The following is a 17,646-nucleotide window of genomic DNA, read 5'->3' on the forward strand; positions in this document are numbered from 1 at the left end:
GAAAATTCCCTTAATAATAAAATACAACAGTAGCAGAATTACCGCAATGATCATTACGCGAAGGAATAAGTACATAAGGCAATGTTTTTGTTCTCCTTCAAAAATAAACTTTTTTAAATCATGTTAGTGTTTTAAATAATTTGAATTAGGGATATTTTCTTCTTCTGTATTTACCATAGTGTAAACTGTGAACGCTAAACGTTGAACTCTGAACATTTAATATTACTTTTGCACCTCAAAATTTTAGGTAGATATTTCAAGATGAGCAAATTGGAAATTCCGAGCAAATACAACCCGGCAGAGGTTGAAGATAAGTGGTACAAATACTGGATGGACAATAAATATTTCCATTCAACACCCGACGAGCGCGAGCCTTACACGATTGTAATTCCGCCACCAAATGTTACCGGCGTTTTACACATGGGGCACATGCTCAATAATACCATCCAGGATATTCTGGTGCGTCGTGCACGCATGACCGGGAAAAATGCCTGCTGGGTTCCGGGTACCGACCACGCATCAATTGCTACCGAAGCCAAAGTGGTAAACAAACTGAATGCTGAAGGAATTGACAAATATGACCTGTCGCGCGAGGAATTTCTGAAACATGCCTGGGAATGGACCGATAAACACGGCGGAATCATTCTCGAGCAGCTGAAAAAGCTGGGTGCATCCTGCGACTGGGACCGCACCGCATTTACAATGGATGAAGCCCGCAGCGAATCGGTGATCAAGGTTTTCGTCGACCTGTTTAACAAAGGAATGATCTACCGCGGTGTGCGCATGGTAAACTGGGACCCGGCTGCCAAAACAGCACTGTCCGATGAAGAAGTGAACTACAAGGAAATGCAGGGAAAACTGTATTACCTCAACTATAAAATTGAAGGCGAAGATGGCGTTGTAACCATCGCCACTACGCGTCCTGAAACCATCCTTGGTGATACCGCAGTATGTGTGAATCCGGCTGACGAGCGTTTTACTCACCTGAAAGGGAAGCGGGTGCTTGTGCCGCTTTTGAATCGTTCCATCCCAATCATTGAAGATGAATATGTTGACATGGAATTTGGTACCGGTTGTTTGAAAATTACACCGGCGCACGACATCAATGACTACGAAATCGGAATGAAACACAACCTGCCATCGATTGATATTTTTAACGACGACGGAACGTTGAGTGAAAAAGCCGAATTATTTATCGGTGAAGACCGATTCGAGGTTAGAAAAAAAATAGTTCCTGAACTGGAAAAAGCGGGCAACCTGGCAAAAGTTGAAGACTACACCAACAAAGTTGGGTTCTCGGAACGTACTGACGTGGTGATTGAGCCAAAACTTTCGGCACAGTGGTTTCTGAAAATGGAGGAGTTGGTGAAACCGGCACTCGAAAACGTGATGAACGATACCATTCAGTTCCACCCGCCGAAATTCAAAAATATTTACAAACACTGGATGGGCAACATCAAGGACTGGTGTATCAGCCGACAGTTGTGGTGGGGACACCAGATTCCGGTGTACTACCTGCCCGACGGAACATTCGTTTGTGCCGAAACAGCTGAACAGGCCTTGGAACTGGCCAAGGAAAAGTCGGGAAATGCTGCCTTGACAGCTGCCGATCTGACTCAGGATGAAGATGCTTTGGACACCTGGTTCTCAAGCTGGTTGTGGCCGATTTCGGTTTTCGACGGCATCCGCGAGCCTAATAATGAAGAAGTAAATTACTACTATCCAAGTTCCGACCTGGTAACAGCACCCGATATTATTTTCTTCTGGGTAGCACGAATGATCATCGCCGGTTACGAATACCGCGACGATTTCCCGTTCAAGAACGTGTATTTTACAGGAATGGTGCGCGATGCACAACGCCGCAAAATGTCGAAATCGCTGGGTAACTCACCCGATCCGCTCGACCTGATCGCCAAATACGGTGCCGACGGTGTGCGCGTGGGTATGTTGTTGTGCTCGCCTGCCGGTGGCGACTTGCTGTTCGACGAAAGCCTGCCACAACAGGGAGCCGGCTTCTCGACAAAAATATGGAACGCTTTCCGACTGGTGAAAAACTGGGAAATTTCAGCAGAAATTGAACAGCCGGAACACTCAAAACTGGCCATCGAATGGTTCAAAAACAAACTGGGCGAAGTGGTTAAAACACTGAACAGCCAGTTCGACAGTTTCCGTATTTCGGAAGCGCTGATGACGGTTTATACCAGTGTTCGCGATGAATTCTCGGGCTGGTTGCTCGAAATGGTAAAACCACCTTATCAGCAAGCTATCGATGCTAAAACTTATGCCGAGGTGCTTGAGTTGTTCGACCAGATGCTGCGACTGATGCATCCGTTTATGCCGTTTATTACCGAAGAGATCTGGCAATTGCTGGAAGAACGAAACGAAGGCGAAAGTATCATGATCAATCAAATGCCCGAAGCTTTTGATTTTGATGCAGCCTTGCTAGCTGCTTTCGAGGATGTGAAAGAAGCCGTTTCGGGAATTCGCAAGATCAGAAAAGAAAAGAACATTGCTTTTAAAGATACCATCGAACTTTCGGTACAACAGGGCGACAAAGGATTCGATCCGAAATACAACAGCATTTTGGTGAAGCTCGGAAATCTTTCAGCCTTAAATACGGTAACAGAAGAAGCGAAAGGTGCTGCTTCTTTCCTTGTAAAATCAACCAACTTCTACATTCCGCTTGAAGGTTTTGTTGATGCAGAGGAAGAACTGAAGAAACTCGAAGAAGAGTTGAACTACACAAAAGGGTTCCTGAATTCGGTGATGAAAAAGCTAAGTAACGAGCGTTTTGTGAACAATGCGCCGGAAGCTGTGGTGGCCAACGAAAAAGCCAAACAGGCCGACGCCGAAGCCAAAATTAAAGTTTTGGAAGAACGCATCGCTTCAATGAGATAATTTTATTGAACGGGTGACTTTGAGTCACCCGTTCAATTTCTTCATCAATTTCTTTCACCCCCTTAATATCTGTTAAAAGCCGGTTAAAATTTGTTATTTCTTCAACTAAATCAATCTTTTGCATAGTTTTGTAAATGTTTCGAAAATGTTGACATGCGAAATATACTGACCATACTGATTTTCCTGTTTATTTTATCCGGAGTTAAAGCCCAGGACACTTCGGTGGACCCTATGCTGATTGAGCTGAAAGCTAAAATCTTAAGCGCTGCCGATAGCTCAGCAATTCCGTATGCCAACATCATCCTTCACCGCACACACAGTGGAACAATTACCAACAACGACGGCTATTTTACACTCGAAATGCTGAATATCGACAGTCTGGAAGTAACTTCTGTAGGTTACAAAAAGACCGTTCTGAAAATTCCGTCATATTATACCGGTTTCGAAATGCTAACCTTTTACATGGAACCCATACTTTACAACGTTGGCGAGGTTACGGTTGAAGGAGAAGCCAAACAACTCGATTATTTCGAGCACGGCGAACCAACAGCCATCGATCCGGAATTGCGCGGCGATGCCTTTAATGAAAAGCCACCGGTTCTGGCTGCCTTTTTTAACCCGGCATCGTATATGCAATACTATTTCAGTAAACGCGAAAAGCGCAAACGGGAAGTCCGCAGGGACATGGCCATCATGAAGAACTGGGAAATGCATTCGAAAAACTACAACAAGGAAATGGTGATGAAACTTACCGGATTGAACGAAGCGTACGCCGATACTTTTATGGTTTGGTTCAATGCCCACGATGTGCTTCCTTACACCGCCAACGAATACCAGGTTCGATCGTCGATTGTTGAGTATGGAAAATTATTTAAACTCGATTACGGGTTAAACTAATTACGAATTCCAAACTAATTCGGACAAAAGTCGAAAATAAAACCATAAAATTTATTAAATAAATACTTTTTAGTGTTATTTTATTTCATCCATTTGGTTTAATAGTTATACTCAAAATTCAATATTTTACTATTTTAGTTATATTGCCACACTAATTCTTTCAATTCGTTATCATATTCAACTATTTGCTTCTCAATTGTAAGCGAGTAGCAATTTTTGTTCAATCTATAAATGTTTTACAGCATGTTATTTGAACTCAAATCGTCTTAACTTCTTTCTGCATTTAAACAATTTAAACAGAAAAGTCATGAAACGATTAATGTTAGCCTTAGTGGCCGTAATTTTTATTGCCTCCGGCACATGGGGGCAGAGTGATCAGATTCCTTTAATTGGATCTAAAGCCCCCAGCTTCACAGCTAAATCTACTAACGGGAAAATTACTTTCCCAAACGATTTTGGTGATCAATGGAAAGTTTTGTTTAGTCATCCCGCCGATTTTACCCCGGTATGTTCTTCCGAACTTCTTGAGCTTGCAGAGTTACAACCCAAGTTTAAAAAATTAGGAGTACAAATCGCAATTGTTTCTACCGACGATGTAGAAACACATAAACTATGGGTGGAATACCTGGAAGATTTGGACTACAAAAACCATGGAAAGAAAAAAATTGATTTTCCGCTATTTGCCGACACCGATTTAAACGCCTCGAAAAAGTACGGTATGCTTCACAGGCCAACCAGTACAAATCGCGACATAAGAGGTGTATTTGTAATTGACGGAGATAACATAGTACGATCGATTAATTTTTACCCTTTACAAGTTGGTCGTAACATGAACGAGATTATTCGACTTGTTGAAGCACTTCAGACTACGGAAGAAGCTCTGGTTTACACCCCGGCAAATTGGGAAAAAGGAGATGATGTGATTATTCCTTACTATCCGTTTGATAAAGCTGAATCCGAAGTAAGTCCTGACGAACTTCAGGCTTACTATAAAGTTGGAAATCGTGTATGGTTTAAAAGGGTAGGTGAAGAAGATAACAAATAATTTTTTTCATAGAAACAGCAGAAGCGTTGGTCTCCCACCAACAAAAAAGTCCTGAGATTATCAGGACTTTTTCTTTATGTGATTTCACTAACCTTAACTTCCAATTTCTTTTTTGAGCAGATTTACCTGGTTTTGTAACTTGGCAATCTCGGCTTCCTTTTGTTTCAGGTCTTCCATCAACTTCGAAGTTTCAGCTTTTGCTTTATCAAGTTCGCCTTGCTGCTTTTCAAGTGCACTCTGACCTGATTTTATTTGTCCTTCAAGCAACTTTGCCTGGTCATTTAACTTCGAAATCTCAAAGTTTCGCTCTTCAATTTCACTATCTTTTTCGCTGAGTTGTTCTTCCAGACTCTCATTTTCAGCCTGAAGTTTAATGATATTCTGATCTTTCGCTTCAAGCGCATTGGTCAACCGCTGTTTTTCGAAATCGAGCGTGAAACTTGTTTCTTCCAGCGAACGTTCCTTTTTATTCAGATCGGCAAAAAGCTGGTTCAATTCTGTTTTTAACGAATCGATGTGCTGCTCCTTCATGGCATTACTTTCCATCAATTCATTTTTCATCGACTCGAAATCGGCAATCAAAGCTTCAATTCGAGCTGCTTTATCACGATTCTCTCCATCCAGTTTCCGTGATAGTTCCTCTGCCTTTAAACGACCGGCTTCCATTTCGAGGTATTTCTTTTTAGAAACACACGAAGACATCCCAAGCACTAAAAAACCAATAAAAATGATCAGATATTTTTTATTCATAATTGTCTGTTTTGATTTTAACAAAGATATACAATAATATTCCCTGATTAAAACGTTCATATAAACAGGTCTGGTATTAATTTGTTATTTTTATTTAAAAATAGAACAGGCCAATTTCTCTGAAAAATTTGGACAGGCAAGTAAAAAATAGAAAACGAATGAAGACAGTTACAATAATTACCCTCATCTTAATTACCTCTTTGGCTTCTTTTGCACAAAATGGCAGCAAAGTGGTTCATACCATAAAAGGAAAGGTAGTAAATGCCGACACCAACGAACCGATCTCATACACTAACATCGGGCTCGAAGGTACGTTTTACGGTACCGCCAGTAACGAAGAAGGTAATTTCGAATTGAAAATTCCGGAAGAGCTGTCGGATAAGAACATTTTCTTTTCGGCAGTAGGTTTTAAGAATCGTCAGTTTCCGGTAAAACAATTGTTTACCACAGAGAACACAATTATTAAATTGCAACCGCAATCGTACGATGTTGACCGGGTTGACATCGAGGCGCAAAACCTGGTGCTGATCCGTATTTTGAGAATGGCGTCTGAAAACATCCGCTACAACAACGGAGCCGGGCCATTTAACCTGCATTGCAGTTACACCCGCGAAACCACTAAAAACGACTCGAGTTACACCACAAACGCCGATGTGCTGATCTACGATAAAACAGGCTACTCGCAACCATCGGTTCTGGATGCTTACCGCTCGCGAAAATACAGGGTGAGCAAAGCTGGCGACGACTATTCTTTTACTTCGAATATGTTGAAACTGGATGAGTTGCTCGCTTTCGACTGGGTACGGTCGGCTTCCGAAATTCTGAATCCGGCTTTATTGCGCGATTACTCGCTGAGCTTGAAGGACCAGCCAAACATCAACGGTAAAGAATACTGGGTGATCGCCTACAAACAGGTGCTTCCCACCCTGGAAGGATCGGGCGATTTTTATGCCACTGCATTTGAAGGAACCATTACCATTTCGAAAGAAAATTATGCTGTCAGGAACATTAGCGCTAAAGTAACGTCGCCAAAAAACAACCGTCAGGACCGCTCGCTGGCCATCGCAGTCGGCAATACCGATTTTCTGAAAGATGTATCGTACGAGTTCACTGTGGATTACAAGGATCTGCTCCTTAACAAAATCACACTATCAAAAGATTATGCTTACAAAAATGACACTTACAGTGAGCAAACGGTATTGCAGGTAAACCGCGCCCATGCCAATGGCTTAACGACACTCACTTCGCGCGATTATTTTCCGGGTAAATAAAATCAGTTTTTAAAAAGCCATTATTAATCTGAAAGCACCAGCATTGAAAACAAAAAACGGAAACAACCATTAGCTGTTCCCGTTTTAACAATTATATAAATTGAATTGTTAGGTTTACTTTTCTGCTTTGAACAGGTCTTCTTCTTTAACAACCTTCACCAGCATACTGTCCTTTAAAGTCCGGTTAATGGCATTGTAAGGTGCCGTAACAATTTCGTCGCCTTCTTTTATACCTTTCAGAATTTCAATGCTTGTATTATCCTGAATACCGGTTTCAACTTCTACCTTTTTTACCCGGTCGCCATTAATTAAAAACACCACTTCCTGCTTTTCGTCGCGTTCGGTAGCTTCCTCATTATCCGATGCGTTTTCGCCTTCCTCTTTCACCTCTTCTGTTCCACCGTCTTCTTTTTTAATACGTGTTGTAACAGCAGCAATTGGCACCGAAATAACACCTTCGCGGGTTTCTGTGAGAATATCTACCGTTGCCGACATTCCCGGCCGGAAAGGATAAAGGTTTCCGTTGGCCGGATCAATCAGATCTTTATACGAATCTTTCAGCAACAATACCTTTACATCGAAATTGGTAACCTGGTCGGCAGTGGTACCGGAGATACTTGCCGAGTTGGCAATTTCGGTTACAATTCCTTTAAACTGGCGCCCCAGGTAAGCATCAACTTCAACAAGCGCGGTATCGCTTTTCATTACTTTCACAATGTCGTTCTCATTCACCTCCACCTGTACTTCCATGCGTTCCAGGTCAGCTACAGTCATCATATCGGTTCCAACCATCATGCTGGTTCCAACCACGCGCTCACCTTTTTCAACCTCAAGCGCTGAAATGGTACCCGAAATAGGTGCATAAATTTTGGTCTTGGTGAGTTGCTCTTCTGCCTCCGACAACGAAGCTTCAGCACTGCGTACCGAATACTGGGCAGCCATTACTTCCGATTCAGCCACTTTATAGGCCGCTTCAGCAGTTTCGAATTCGGCCACCGGAATGGTTCCTTTATCGTATAATTCTTTCGAACGTTTGTACGAAAGTTCGCGTTCGATCATTTGTGCCTGTGCCTGTGCCAGTCTTGCCTTGGATGAATTAAGTGCAGCCTCTGCCCGGTTAACTGCCGAAACATAAATTTCAGGCTTGATGATGCAAAGCAACTTTCCTTTTTCCACCTGATCGCCTTCTTCCACGTACAATTCTACGATCTCGCCTGCCACGTCGGGGCTGATTTTTACCTCAGTTTCGGGTTGAATTTTTCCATTGGCTGTAATGAATTCCGTAATGGTTTTGCTTTCCACTTTTTCAGTGGCCACATTTATGGTAAAGTCATTGCCAAACCAGCCCTTCTTTTTACCGATAACCAATACAATAATTACAATTACAACGAGAGCGATTGCATAAGGCAGGATTTTCTTTTGCTTCATATTGAAGTAGTTTTTTTATAGGTCAGTTTTCAACCCTTAAAATTACAAGAAAAAACCGTTTAGCATAAGTTTAAATCATTTTAGACCTCCAACTTATTCTTTTATTAGCATCCTTGCAGTGAGTCGGCTGTGTTGTTCCAGGTAAATATCCTTTTCTTTTACCATCCAGTCGAGCACCTCCTCGGTATAATGCCTGATAGTGACCAGTGTTAAACCGGTGTTGTAACGTATTTTGTAATGTTCTGAAAGTTCACCGAAAACTTCTTCCAGGTCTTCGTCCCAAGCATCGGCTACAATGTTGAGGTCGATGGCCGACTGTTGCATCAGCGTCACTTTTATCAGTCTACCTAACAGGAAATTCACCACCCGGTCGATATCGTTGATCGAAATAATCGAGAAATCCTTGGCAGAAAGTGTGATCAGTACCTGGTTTTCCTTAAGGATAAAAATCGGTGGCAATTCAATTTTATGATCTATTTTATGAATTACTGTTCCCGGATCCTGCGGCAAAACAAAGGATTTCACCAACAGCGGAATGCCTTTATTGTGCAGTGGTTGCATGGTTTTCGGGTGAATGACTTTCGCTCCGGAATGTGTCATTTCCACCGCTTCTTTGTACGAAAGTTCACCAATTTTTACTGTGTCTTTCATTTTCTTCGGATCGGCACTTAAAATCCCCGGGACATCTTTCCAGATCGAAACACTTTCGGCTTCCAGAATACTACCAATAATAGCCGCAGTAAAATCAGAACCTTCACGCCCCAGTGTAGTTGTCAGGTTAGCAGTAGTCGATCCCATAAATCCCTGAGTGATGTACAAATTGGTATCCGAGAAATTAAATTCTTCCTTTATCAGTTCATCGGTCCATTCCCAGTCAACCTTCGCATCGCGGAAAGTATCGTCGGTTTTCAGGCTGTTGCGAATATCGACCCAAACATTGGCGTGACCGGCTGCATTCAGATAATCGCTTACAATTCTAGTGGAAATCAGCTCACCAAAACAGATAATCTGGTCGTATTCAAAATTGTAGTCGTACGATGGACGGGTACGTAGTTTATGTTCCAGGTCGGTAAACAGCTGATAAACACCTTGCGGCATTCCCTGTTCGCCAAACAAATCGCTAATAATTTCCTGGTGATATCCGCGAAAAGCATTGAATATCTCCCACTTCTTATCGTCATTATCCGAAAAAGACCTTACCAGCAATTCCAACAGGTTAGTACTTTCGCCCATGGCTGAAATAACCACTGCCAGTGGCCCCGACTCACTTTTGATAATCTCGTAAACGTTTTTTACCGCCGATGCATTTTTTACCGATGCACCCCCAAATTTGTAAACCTTCATTTTCTGAGTTGCTTCTATTGTTTTGAGTTTTTAACCGAAATACAAAACTAGTTTTTTTTAGTTCTGACATGCAACTTTTTATTCAAATGAAATGAATAGTCCAACAATCCGGAATATGTATATTAACATAAATAAATTGCTGCTGCCTATAGCATTGATACTCGCTAAAAATGGCTAATTTAGACAGCCTCAAAAAAAAAATTAATTATGGACATTACATCGACAGCAATACTGAATAACGGCGTAAAAATGCCCTGGCTCGGCTTGGGTGTTTTTCAGTCGAAAGACGGAGAAGAAGTAATTACCGCAGTAAAAACAGCACTGGAAAATGGCTACAAAAGTATTGATACCGCAGCCATATACCAGAACGAACGCGGCGTTGGAACCGCCATTCTTGAAAGTGGAGTCGCACGCGAAGATATTTTTCTGACCTCGAAAGTGTGGAACACCGATCAGGGCTATACCACCACTATGGCAGCTTTTGAAGAAAGCCTGGAAAAACTGCAAACCGACTACCTCGATCTGTACCTCATCCATTGGCCCAAAGGCGACCGTTCGGTGGAAACCTGGAAAGCGCTGGAAGAAATCTATGCCAAGGGACAGGCAAAAGCCATTGGCATCAGCAACTTTTTGGTGCACCACCTCGAAGATTTCCTGCCCCATTGTAAAGTTATGCCGGTAGTTAACCAGGTGGAGTTTCATCCTGAACTGATTCAGCCCGACCTGCTGGAGTTCTGTCAGAATAAAGGTATTCAACTCGAAGCCTGGTCGCCGATTATGAAAGGAAGAGTGAACGACATCCCAATACTTCAGGAGCTGGCTGCGAAATACGGTAAAACACCGGTTCAGATCACCCTGCGCTGGGACATCCAGAAAGGTGTGGTAACTATCCCGAAATCGGTAACGCCGGAGCGAATTATTGCGAATGCCGATATTTTCGACTTTGAACTTTCGCCGGAAGACATGGCCAAAATCGACAGCCTCGACAAAAACGGCCGCATTGGCGGGCACCCGGATTATATAAGTTTCTAAATGTTCAACAAAATTAATTTTCACAATACCACCACCCCGAGGCTAAAGCCGCACCCCTCCTCGGATAGAAGAGGAAAAGTTCTTGCTGAAATCATTCAATTTGTTTCAATATTGTATATTGGAAAAAGAACGATTCTCCTCCTTGCCAGGAGGAGTACCCCTGACCATAAAGTCAGGGGGGAGGTGGTAGCTCGCTAAAGTTTTATTTTAAAAAAACATCTTAAATATCTAAAATCAACAAAATATCTCTTCATGAAAAAACTGCTCACTATTCTGTTAACCGCCTTTGTTGTTACGGCTTTTGCCCAAATTGAAAAAAACAACCGGAGTTCGCTCAGCATTGCACAAATTATGCAGGACGAAGCAACGTGGATCGGCACCTCTCCTTCCGATATCCGGTGGAGCGATTCGGGCAATAAAATTTATTTCGATTGGAATCCGGATCAGGATACACTTTCGTCGTTGTATGCTTATTCGCTAACTACCAAAAAAATCGAAAAAGTATCGCTGGAAGAAAAGCAACAATTCCCGGGACGCGTCTCCGATGTAAGCAGCGACGGTAGCAAAAAAGTGTTTGTCCGCGGTGGTAACATTATTTTGAAAGACCTGAAAAAAGATACTGAAAAGCAACTCACAAGTTGGCTTGAACGGGTGTCGTCGCCGGAGTTTGTAATGAATGATTCGAAGATTGCTTTTACCATGGAAAGCAACCTGTTCACCATAGACATTGCAAGTGGGATGATCAGCCAGATCACCAATTTCACCACGGAGAACAAACGTCCCGAGCCACGTAAAAGCGAACAGGACAAGTGGCTGGAGCAGCAACAAAAAGATCTTTTCGTAGTACTAAATGAACGCGACGCCAAAAACAAGGCCCGCGAAAACCAGCGTAAAGCCGAAGAAACTGAAAAGCTGTTGGAGATCAACACCGGGAAAAACCGTGTTAGCCGGATTTCAATGAGCCCGAGTGGAAATTTTGTGAGTTATATGATTATGGATCGTGGAAACAGCAAGAACACTTCGGTTACACATTTTGTAACTGAATCGGGGTACACCGAAGATCAAAACGCTCGCGCCAAAGTTGGTGCTGAGGAAGGCAGTACCGAAATGGGCATTTTCGATGTGAAGAATAACAAAACCATCAGCATCGATAAATCGCAGATACCGGGTTTGAAAGACCTGCCCGACTACCTGAGTGATTACCCCGAAAGGATGCCAAAAGACAGCACGGAGATGAAAGACCGCGCGGTTAATATCACCGGAATTTTGTGGAACGAAAAAGAAGACCTGGCTGTGCTCACGGTGTTGTCCATCGACAATAAAGACCGCTGGATCATGTTATTGGATCCGGCAACCGGCAACCTTGAACTGCTCGACCGCCAGCGCGACGAAGCCTGGATCGGTGGCCCGGGAATCGGTGGCTGGAGTTTCTCGGGAGGCACCATGGGTTGGATGCCCGACGGTAAATCTGTATGGTTCCACTCCGAAGCAAGTGGCTACTCGCATTTATATGCCGTAGATATTCACAGTAAAAAGAAGACGCAGCTCACCAGTGGTAAATTTGAGGTTTCTAGCGCTTCCATTTCCAGGGATAAAAAATACTTCTACTTCACGGCCAACAAGGTACACCCAGGTGTAACGCATTTTTACCAAATGCCGGTGTGGGGTGGCGAACTTACACAAATCACCTCGATGGAAGGCGGTAACGAAGTAACACTTTCGCCCGACGAAAAATATTTGGCTATTCGCCATTCAACAGGGAATAAGCCGTGGGAACTCTACCTTCAAGCCAACAAAGCCGGAGCAGCAGCCGAACAACTCACCCACTCCACCACAAAAGAATTTAATGCTTACCCCTGGCGAATGCCGGAGTACATCACTTTTAAAGCTGCTGACGGCGCCGAAGTGTATGCACGTTTATACCGACCCGAATCGCCGGAGAAACAAGGCCCGGCCGTGATTTTTGTACACGGTGCCGGTTATCTGCAAAATGCCCACAAGTGGTGGAGCGACTATTACCACGAGTACCAGTTCCATAATATTCTGGCCGATAACGGCTACACGGTGCTCGACATCGACTACCGCGGAAGTGCGGGTTATGGTCGCGACTGGCGAACCGGAATCTACCGCCATATGGGTGGCCTCGATCTTTCGGACCAGGTGGATGGCGCCAAAATGCTGGTGGACAAATACGATGTTTCGCCCGGTAGAATCGGTCTTTACGGTGGTTCTTATGGCGGATTTATTACGCTGATGGCCATGTTTAACGAACCGGATGTATTCACTGCCGGAGCCGGACTGCGATCGGTAACCGACTGGGCGCATTACAACCACGGATACACCTCCAACATCCTGAATACTCCGGTGGAAGACAGCATTGCCTATGCACAAAGTTCGCCCATTAATTTTGCCGACGGACTGCAAGGTGCACTGCTAATGTGCCATGGCATGGTGGACGACAATGTACAGTTTCAGGACATTATCAGGCTTACTCAGCGCCTCATCGAATTGGGCAAGGAAAACTGGGAACTGGCCGTTTACCCGGTCGAGCGACACGGTTTTGTTGAGCCCAGCAGTTGGACCGATGAATACAAACGTATATTTAAACTGTTTGAGGATAATCTGAAATAACCGGAAACACACTTTGTTGTGTAATATCAAACCGATGCAGCCAATGTTGGGGATCAAGATAGACTATGAAAAACGAATATACGGCTTTGACCTTCTTAGGGCATTTGCTATTTTTTGTGTGATTCACGGCCACGGAAAACACCTGCTCACTGGAACGATGCTTGAAGGTTTTCCATGGGTCCCCCTCCCACGCGGTGTCGACATTTTTTTTGTTCTGAGCGGATTCCTGATAGGCTACAGTTTCATATCGGGCGCTGCTAAAACCAACGGGCAATTAAAATTTGGCAAAGCCATGAACTTCTGGGAAAGATCAGCACTTCGAATTCTGCCCAATTACTACCTTTTGCTGGCTGTCAATTATTTTCTGGTGAAAAGTGAAATACTGAATGGTTCAGTGGCTAAATTCAGTCCCTGGCTTTTCGCAACCTTCACACAAAATTTGTGGTATCCTTTTTACGATTTTTTCTGGGAATCCTGGAGCCTGGCCACACAGGAGTGGTTTTACCTCTTATTCCCACTTTTGCTTTTGTTTTTCACCCGCAACAACCGACTCAAACAAAGCATAGTAATCATTTCGGGCTTCTTTATTACAATTGCAATTATTTACCGGATTAATATTTCCGGAACAGTTTACGACACTTTTTGGTGGGACGTAAATTTCAGGAAAGTTGCACTGTCCAGAATCGATTCAATTTTCTTTGGAGTACTCGCTGCCTGGGTTCGGTTCTTCTATGCCGAAAGTTGGAAAAAATTTGCACTACCTGCCTTTATCAGCGGAATTGTTATTTTCCTGATCATGTCGTCAATTCCAAAAAACACCGAATCTATTTATTACAATATCATTTACCTGAGCCTCTCTCCCATATTTATCGCACTTTTATTTCCGCTAATAGACAGATTAAAAGACAGCCGGTCTGTTGTGGGACGTTTTATTACCGTGATCAGCTTTTTATCTTACAGTATGTATTTGTTGAATCTCTTGTTCATCCAGCTGATTGACAAGCATTACCCCAATCTGCTTGCAAATCATGCAACATTCAAATATTTGTTATTTCTTTTGGTCACTTTTACGGGCTCTTACCTGCTGTATCAACTCTACGAGCACCCAATTGCTACCCTCGGCAACAAAATACTGCATACTTCAAAAATGATGTACAAAAGAATGGACAATGGCAGAAGTTCAGGTAAAACCCCGGAAAAATGAGCAGTGAGCAGTGAGCCTTGAGCTTCGAGCTTTTTGAAGAACCGTTCTTTCTCTCCGCAAACGAAGAAAGAACGGTTCTCCTTTTAAACCTGAACATCTGCAACATTTCAGTTTCCGCCGTGTTTTATTCAATAAAATCCTGACGATGAATAAAACTGTATTTTTTGTAATTGTTCTGATGGTGGCGGCAACATTGCCAGGCTGTATTGAAAAATCCCCAATCGAAGGCCTATGGGTGGTGCAGCAGGTTACAGCAGGCGGGCAGGAAATGACCCCAAACGCACGCTGGATGCGTTTTAATGCTGATGGCACTCAACAGTCAGGTAACGGCTGGTTCCAGCATTCGGTGGGAACTTGGAGCATCGACGACAATACGCAGGAATTAACAGTGGACAACACAAACGGGTTGATTGATCCCAGCGGACCATTCACCATTAGCATGGAAAAGGATGTAATGACCTGGAACCGTAGCGAAGAGGGTGAAAAAGTGATTGTAACACTGAAGCGTTCAGACGAACTTCCGCAAACCTTTGGTGATAAAATCCTTGGTTTATGGCAACTGGAGAAAGCCACAGGCAACTGCAACTATTTTGCCCCAGCCGGCAAATCCCCATTAACGGCTTATATCCTCTTCCGCTGGGACAAACGCTTTGTTATTCAATCCGAAAAAGGAAGGATCAACGGTGTTTACAATGTTCACGGCCACAAACCGGAAGTGGAACTGATTCCTTATGGAGATAACCTGAACAGGGACTTCTGGCAAATCGATTTCGAGGAAAATGTTATCACTTTAACCTTGCTAAATTCTGAAGACTCCGTTTCGCGCAAATTTGTGCGCATTCATGAGTTTCCCGAATGATAAACTAACTGATTCGTTACAAAAAAGGAATGCGCTCTCCCTTAAAAAAGAAACCGGGGAATGATTTCACATCCCCCATTATTTCTGCCTAAAGTTTCTTCCCTATGTAAAATACATACCCGTAATACGCCTTATACTTCATGTACAACTGCTCCTCGTGCCTTTGGTTGGCAATAAAATCTGCTGCGTTTTTGTTAGCTGCATACTTTTTCAGAAAAACCTCCTGTGCCTCTGCCTGCGGGGTATAAAAATGCTCGATCCAACAGTTTTCCGGAAGAACAAAACTTGCGATAGGAACATATCCTGCCTTTTGCAGTTGCGCTACTTTATTTGGAATCGTATCAATTCCGGGGTAGGCATCCTGCCAGAAAGTTTCTATTTCTGCGGGTCGTTCGGTAGTAAACCACGATGCTTCAGAAACTGCAACATAACCTCCCTTTTTCAGAAAATTACGCCAATAGCTTAATCCCCTTTCAAAACCAATGTTGTAGATCGCTCCTTCCGACCAGATCAAATCCAGTTCTTCAGGCTGAAAGGGAAGATCATCCATTGATCCGCTAATCCCTTGTACCCGGTCCTGAATTTTTAACTGCTCTGCCTGCTTGTTAAACTGATCGATAAAAAGAGGAAACAGATCGATGCCGGCAATTTTTCCAGGGGTGTATTGCGCCAGTACCATAGTCTGACCTCCGCTTCCGCAACCAAGATCGGCAATGCGCGAATCGGTACTAAGTCCTTCAATAAAACTTAGGGCCTTAATGGTCACCTCAGGGCTTCCGGGCCCCTGACGTTGAAGGTTCGAGAAATATTCTGCGATTAGACTAAAATCGAATTCGTGAATGGATTTATTTTCTTTTTCCATGATGTTTATAATTAAAAGTATTCCGACCGGATTCAAACATTACAAGTTTTCCGGCCATAAATTAAAGGTAACCTATAGTTGTAAAAATAACCCGGGCACGAATATGCCTGAGTTCATCAAATGGACAACCAGAGACAAAACGTCAAAGGCTGCTTACTTCACCAAATCCTTCTTAACTTTAAACATCCAAAAATTTTAGTACCTCAAATATAGGTCATTCTCACGAAATCATTCTAATCCTTTGATAAATAGTACCCACCTCTTTTTAACAGACACCAAACAATATGTCCCGGCTTATCTCTTTCGGGGAAAATTGCAGAACCTATCAAATTGAATTTTCGTTTAAACCGGTATGACACCTGTTGGAGAATTAAGAAATGGATACAAAAAAAACACAAGCAACATCACCCAACCAATGGGAAGATTTTATAAGAAAATCGGCCCGTTACCAACATCCGGATCGTTTAAAAAGTATATGGCAAATTGTTAACACGTTTGTTCCGTATATTGGCATTTGGATCCTGCTTGTTTATAGTTTATCGGTTTCGCTTGTACTCACTGTTTTCCTTTTAATAATAGCTGCCGGATTGCTGGTACGTCTGTTTATTATTTTCCATGATTGTGGTCATGGCTCGTTTTTTAAATCGCAAAAAGCCAACAGGTACACCGGAATGGTTTTTGGAATTTTGGCATTCACACCTTACGACAAATGGCACAGTTCTCATATGAAACACCATGCTACAGTTGGGAATCTCGATAAGCGCGGTGCCGGAGATGTATGGACGATGACAAAGGAAGAGTACCTTGCCAGTTCGAAAAAGAAACGGCTGTATTACAGACTGTACAGACACCCTATTACGATGTTTGGCATTGGATCGCTTTACGTATTCCTAATTCAAAACAGGCTGACTGGCGAATGGATGACCAGGAAGCAGAAAAACAATGTGTATTTAACCAACATTACCTTGCTCCTCATCTTTGTTGGCATGGGTTTGTCAATTGGATTTCTCACTTACCTGGTTCTTCAGCTGTTGATTTTATACCTGGCCGCGATAGTCGGATTATGGTTGTTTTACCTGCAACATCAGTACGAGAATGTTACCTGGGTAAGAGATAAAGACTGGAATTTCATAAAACTGGCTTTGGAAGGAAGTTCGTTTGTAAAATTTCCGAGGCTACTTCAGTGGTTTTCGGGCAACATTGGATTTCATCATATCCATCATATCAATGCACGCATACCTAACTACAATTTACCAAAGTGTTATGCCGAGAATCAAATTTTCAAAGAAGTTACTCCCGTCACGTTTATTTCAAGCCTCAGAACCCTGCGTCTTCGTTTATGGGACGAAAAACTTCAAAAATTAATAGGATTTCAGGAAATTTAACCCCGGCATTGTTGTTTGGAAAGGCATAATAAATTCCTAT

The 17,646-nt window shown here is 43.0% G+C and carries 13 protein-coding genes; 9 read left to right on the forward strand and 4 right to left on the reverse strand.

Translation table 11 applies throughout. The annotated features are described in order from the left end of the window. Positions 1–261 precede the first annotated feature (261 nt). The 3 genes from HFD85_RS20485 to HFD85_RS20495 all read left to right on the forward strand — a co-directional run bounded on the left by HFD85_RS20485 (position 262) and on the right by HFD85_RS20495 (position 4,840). On the forward strand, positions 262–2,898 hold the full coding sequence (locus tag HFD85_RS20485; RefSeq protein ID WP_240925089.1) for a valine--tRNA ligase: 2,637 nt from the start codon (positions 262–264) through the stop codon (positions 2,896–2,898). 153 nt (positions 2,899–3,051) lie between these two features. Then, a complete protein-coding gene (locus HFD85_RS20490; RefSeq protein WP_167614061.1) occupies positions 3,052–3,795 on the forward strand; it encodes a carboxypeptidase-like regulatory domain-containing protein in 744 nt (247 codons plus the stop codon). Between the two features lie 307 nt (positions 3,796–4,102). Further along, positions 4,103–4,840, forward strand: a complete 738-nt coding sequence (locus HFD85_RS20495; RefSeq protein ID WP_167614063.1) for a redoxin domain-containing protein — start codon at positions 4,103–4,105, stop codon at positions 4,838–4,840. 93 nt (positions 4,841–4,933) lie between these two features. On the opposite strand, the gene HFD85_RS20500 is transcribed toward HFD85_RS20495, so the two are convergent. Then, the gene (locus HFD85_RS20500; RefSeq protein ID WP_167614065.1) at positions 4,934–5,590 is read right to left on the reverse strand and encodes a hypothetical protein; all 657 of its coding nucleotides are present in this window, start codon (positions 5,588–5,590) and stop codon (positions 4,934–4,936) included. Between the two features lie 158 nt (positions 5,591–5,748). Between HFD85_RS20500 and HFD85_RS20505 the strand changes: the two genes are divergently transcribed. Further along, the gene (locus HFD85_RS20505; protein ID WP_167614067.1) at positions 5,749–6,861 is read left to right on the forward strand and encodes a carboxypeptidase-like regulatory domain-containing protein; all 1,113 of its coding nucleotides are present in this window, start codon (positions 5,749–5,751) and stop codon (positions 6,859–6,861) included. Positions 6,862–6,975: 114 nt separating this feature from the next. On the opposite strand, the gene HFD85_RS20510 is transcribed toward HFD85_RS20505, so the two are convergent. Together HFD85_RS20510 and HFD85_RS20515 are read right to left on the reverse strand one after the other, a co-directional pair. After that, positions 6,976–8,289, reverse strand: a complete 1,314-nt coding sequence (locus HFD85_RS20510) for an efflux RND transporter periplasmic adaptor subunit (protein WP_167614069.1) — start codon at positions 8,287–8,289, stop codon at positions 6,976–6,978. Positions 8,290–8,382: 93 nt separating this feature from the next. After that, positions 8,383–9,633, reverse strand: a complete 1,251-nt coding sequence (locus HFD85_RS20515; RefSeq protein WP_167614071.1) for an aspartate kinase — start codon at positions 9,631–9,633, stop codon at positions 8,383–8,385. A 207-nt stretch (positions 9,634–9,840) separates the two neighbouring features. Between HFD85_RS20515 and HFD85_RS20520 the strand changes: the two genes are divergently transcribed. The 4 genes from HFD85_RS20520 (at position 9,841) to HFD85_RS20535 (ending at position 15,359) form a co-directional block, all read left to right on the forward strand. After that, positions 9,841–10,665: an aldo/keto reductase gene (locus tag HFD85_RS20520; protein WP_167614073.1), complete on the forward strand. Its 825-nt coding sequence runs from the start codon at positions 9,841–9,843 to the stop codon at positions 10,663–10,665. A 252-nt stretch (positions 10,666–10,917) separates the two neighbouring features. Beyond that, on the forward strand, positions 10,918–13,296 hold the full coding sequence (locus HFD85_RS20525; protein WP_167614075.1) for a S9 family peptidase: 2,379 nt from the start codon (positions 10,918–10,920) through the stop codon (positions 13,294–13,296). Between the two features lie 43 nt (positions 13,297–13,339). Then, a complete protein-coding gene (locus HFD85_RS20530) occupies positions 13,340–14,500 on the forward strand; it encodes an acyltransferase family protein (RefSeq protein WP_167614077.1) in 1,161 nt (386 codons plus the stop codon). Between the two features lie 145 nt (positions 14,501–14,645). Then, positions 14,646–15,359, forward strand: coding sequence for a hypothetical protein (locus tag HFD85_RS20535; protein ID WP_167614079.1), 714 nt, complete (start codon positions 14,646–14,648; stop codon positions 15,357–15,359). Positions 15,360–15,447: 88 nt separating this feature from the next. Here the strand turns inward: HFD85_RS20535 and HFD85_RS20540 are convergent, their stop codons facing one another. Then, positions 15,448–16,221 (reverse strand): class I SAM-dependent methyltransferase, encoded by a 774-nt coding sequence (locus HFD85_RS20540; RefSeq protein WP_167614081.1) that lies wholly within the window; start codon positions 16,219–16,221, stop codon positions 15,448–15,450. Between the two features lie 377 nt (positions 16,222–16,598). Between HFD85_RS20540 and HFD85_RS20545 the strand changes: the two genes are divergently transcribed. Then, entirely contained in the window at positions 16,599–17,606 is a 1,008-nt protein-coding gene (locus HFD85_RS20545; protein WP_167614083.1) for a fatty acid desaturase, read from the forward strand. Positions 17,607–17,646: the final 40 nt, after the last annotated feature.

Origin of the sequence: Maribellus sediminis, assembly GCF_011799805.1 — a bacterium.
Lineage (GTDB): Bacteria > Bacteroidota > Bacteroidia > Bacteroidales > Prolixibacteraceae > Draconibacterium > Draconibacterium sediminis_A.

Bases quoted from the DNA above. Each gene is read 5' to 3' on its own strand.
- HFD85_RS20530 (WP_167614077.1), top strand. From the start codon at position 13,340: ATGTTGGGGATCAAGATAGACTATGAAAAACGAATATACGGCTTTGAC.
- HFD85_RS20520 (WP_167614073.1), top strand. From the start codon at position 9,841: ATGGACATTACATCGACAGCAATACTGAATAACGGCGTAAAAATGCCC.
- HFD85_RS20525 (WP_167614075.1), top strand. From the start codon at position 10,918: ATGAAAAAACTGCTCACTATTCTGTTAACCGCCTTTGTTGTTACGGCT.
- HFD85_RS20510 (WP_167614069.1), bottom strand. From the start codon at position 8,289: ATGAAGCAAAAGAAAATCCTGCCTTATGCAATCGCTCTCGTTGTAATT.
- HFD85_RS20500 (WP_167614065.1), bottom strand. From the start codon at position 5,590: ATGAATAAAAAATATCTGATCATTTTTATTGGTTTTTTAGTGCTTGGG.
- HFD85_RS20540 (WP_167614081.1), bottom strand. From the start codon at position 16,221: ATGGAAAAAGAAAATAAATCCATTCACGAATTCGATTTTAGTCTAATC.
- HFD85_RS20490 (WP_167614061.1), top strand. From the start codon at position 3,052: ATGCGAAATATACTGACCATACTGATTTTCCTGTTTATTTTATCCGGA.
- HFD85_RS20535 (WP_167614079.1), top strand. From the start codon at position 14,646: ATGAATAAAACTGTATTTTTTGTAATTGTTCTGATGGTGGCGGCAACA.
- HFD85_RS20485 (WP_240925089.1), top strand. From the start codon at position 262: ATGAGCAAATTGGAAATTCCGAGCAAATACAACCCGGCAGAGGTTGAA.
- HFD85_RS20545 (WP_167614083.1), top strand. From the start codon at position 16,599: ATGGATACAAAAAAAACACAAGCAACATCACCCAACCAATGGGAAGAT.
- HFD85_RS20515 (WP_167614071.1), bottom strand. From the start codon at position 9,633: ATGAAGGTTTACAAATTTGGGGGTGCATCGGTAAAAAATGCATCGGCG.
- HFD85_RS20495 (WP_167614063.1), top strand. From the start codon at position 4,103: ATGAAACGATTAATGTTAGCCTTAGTGGCCGTAATTTTTATTGCCTCC.
- HFD85_RS20505 (WP_167614067.1), top strand. From the start codon at position 5,749: ATGAAGACAGTTACAATAATTACCCTCATCTTAATTACCTCTTTGGCT.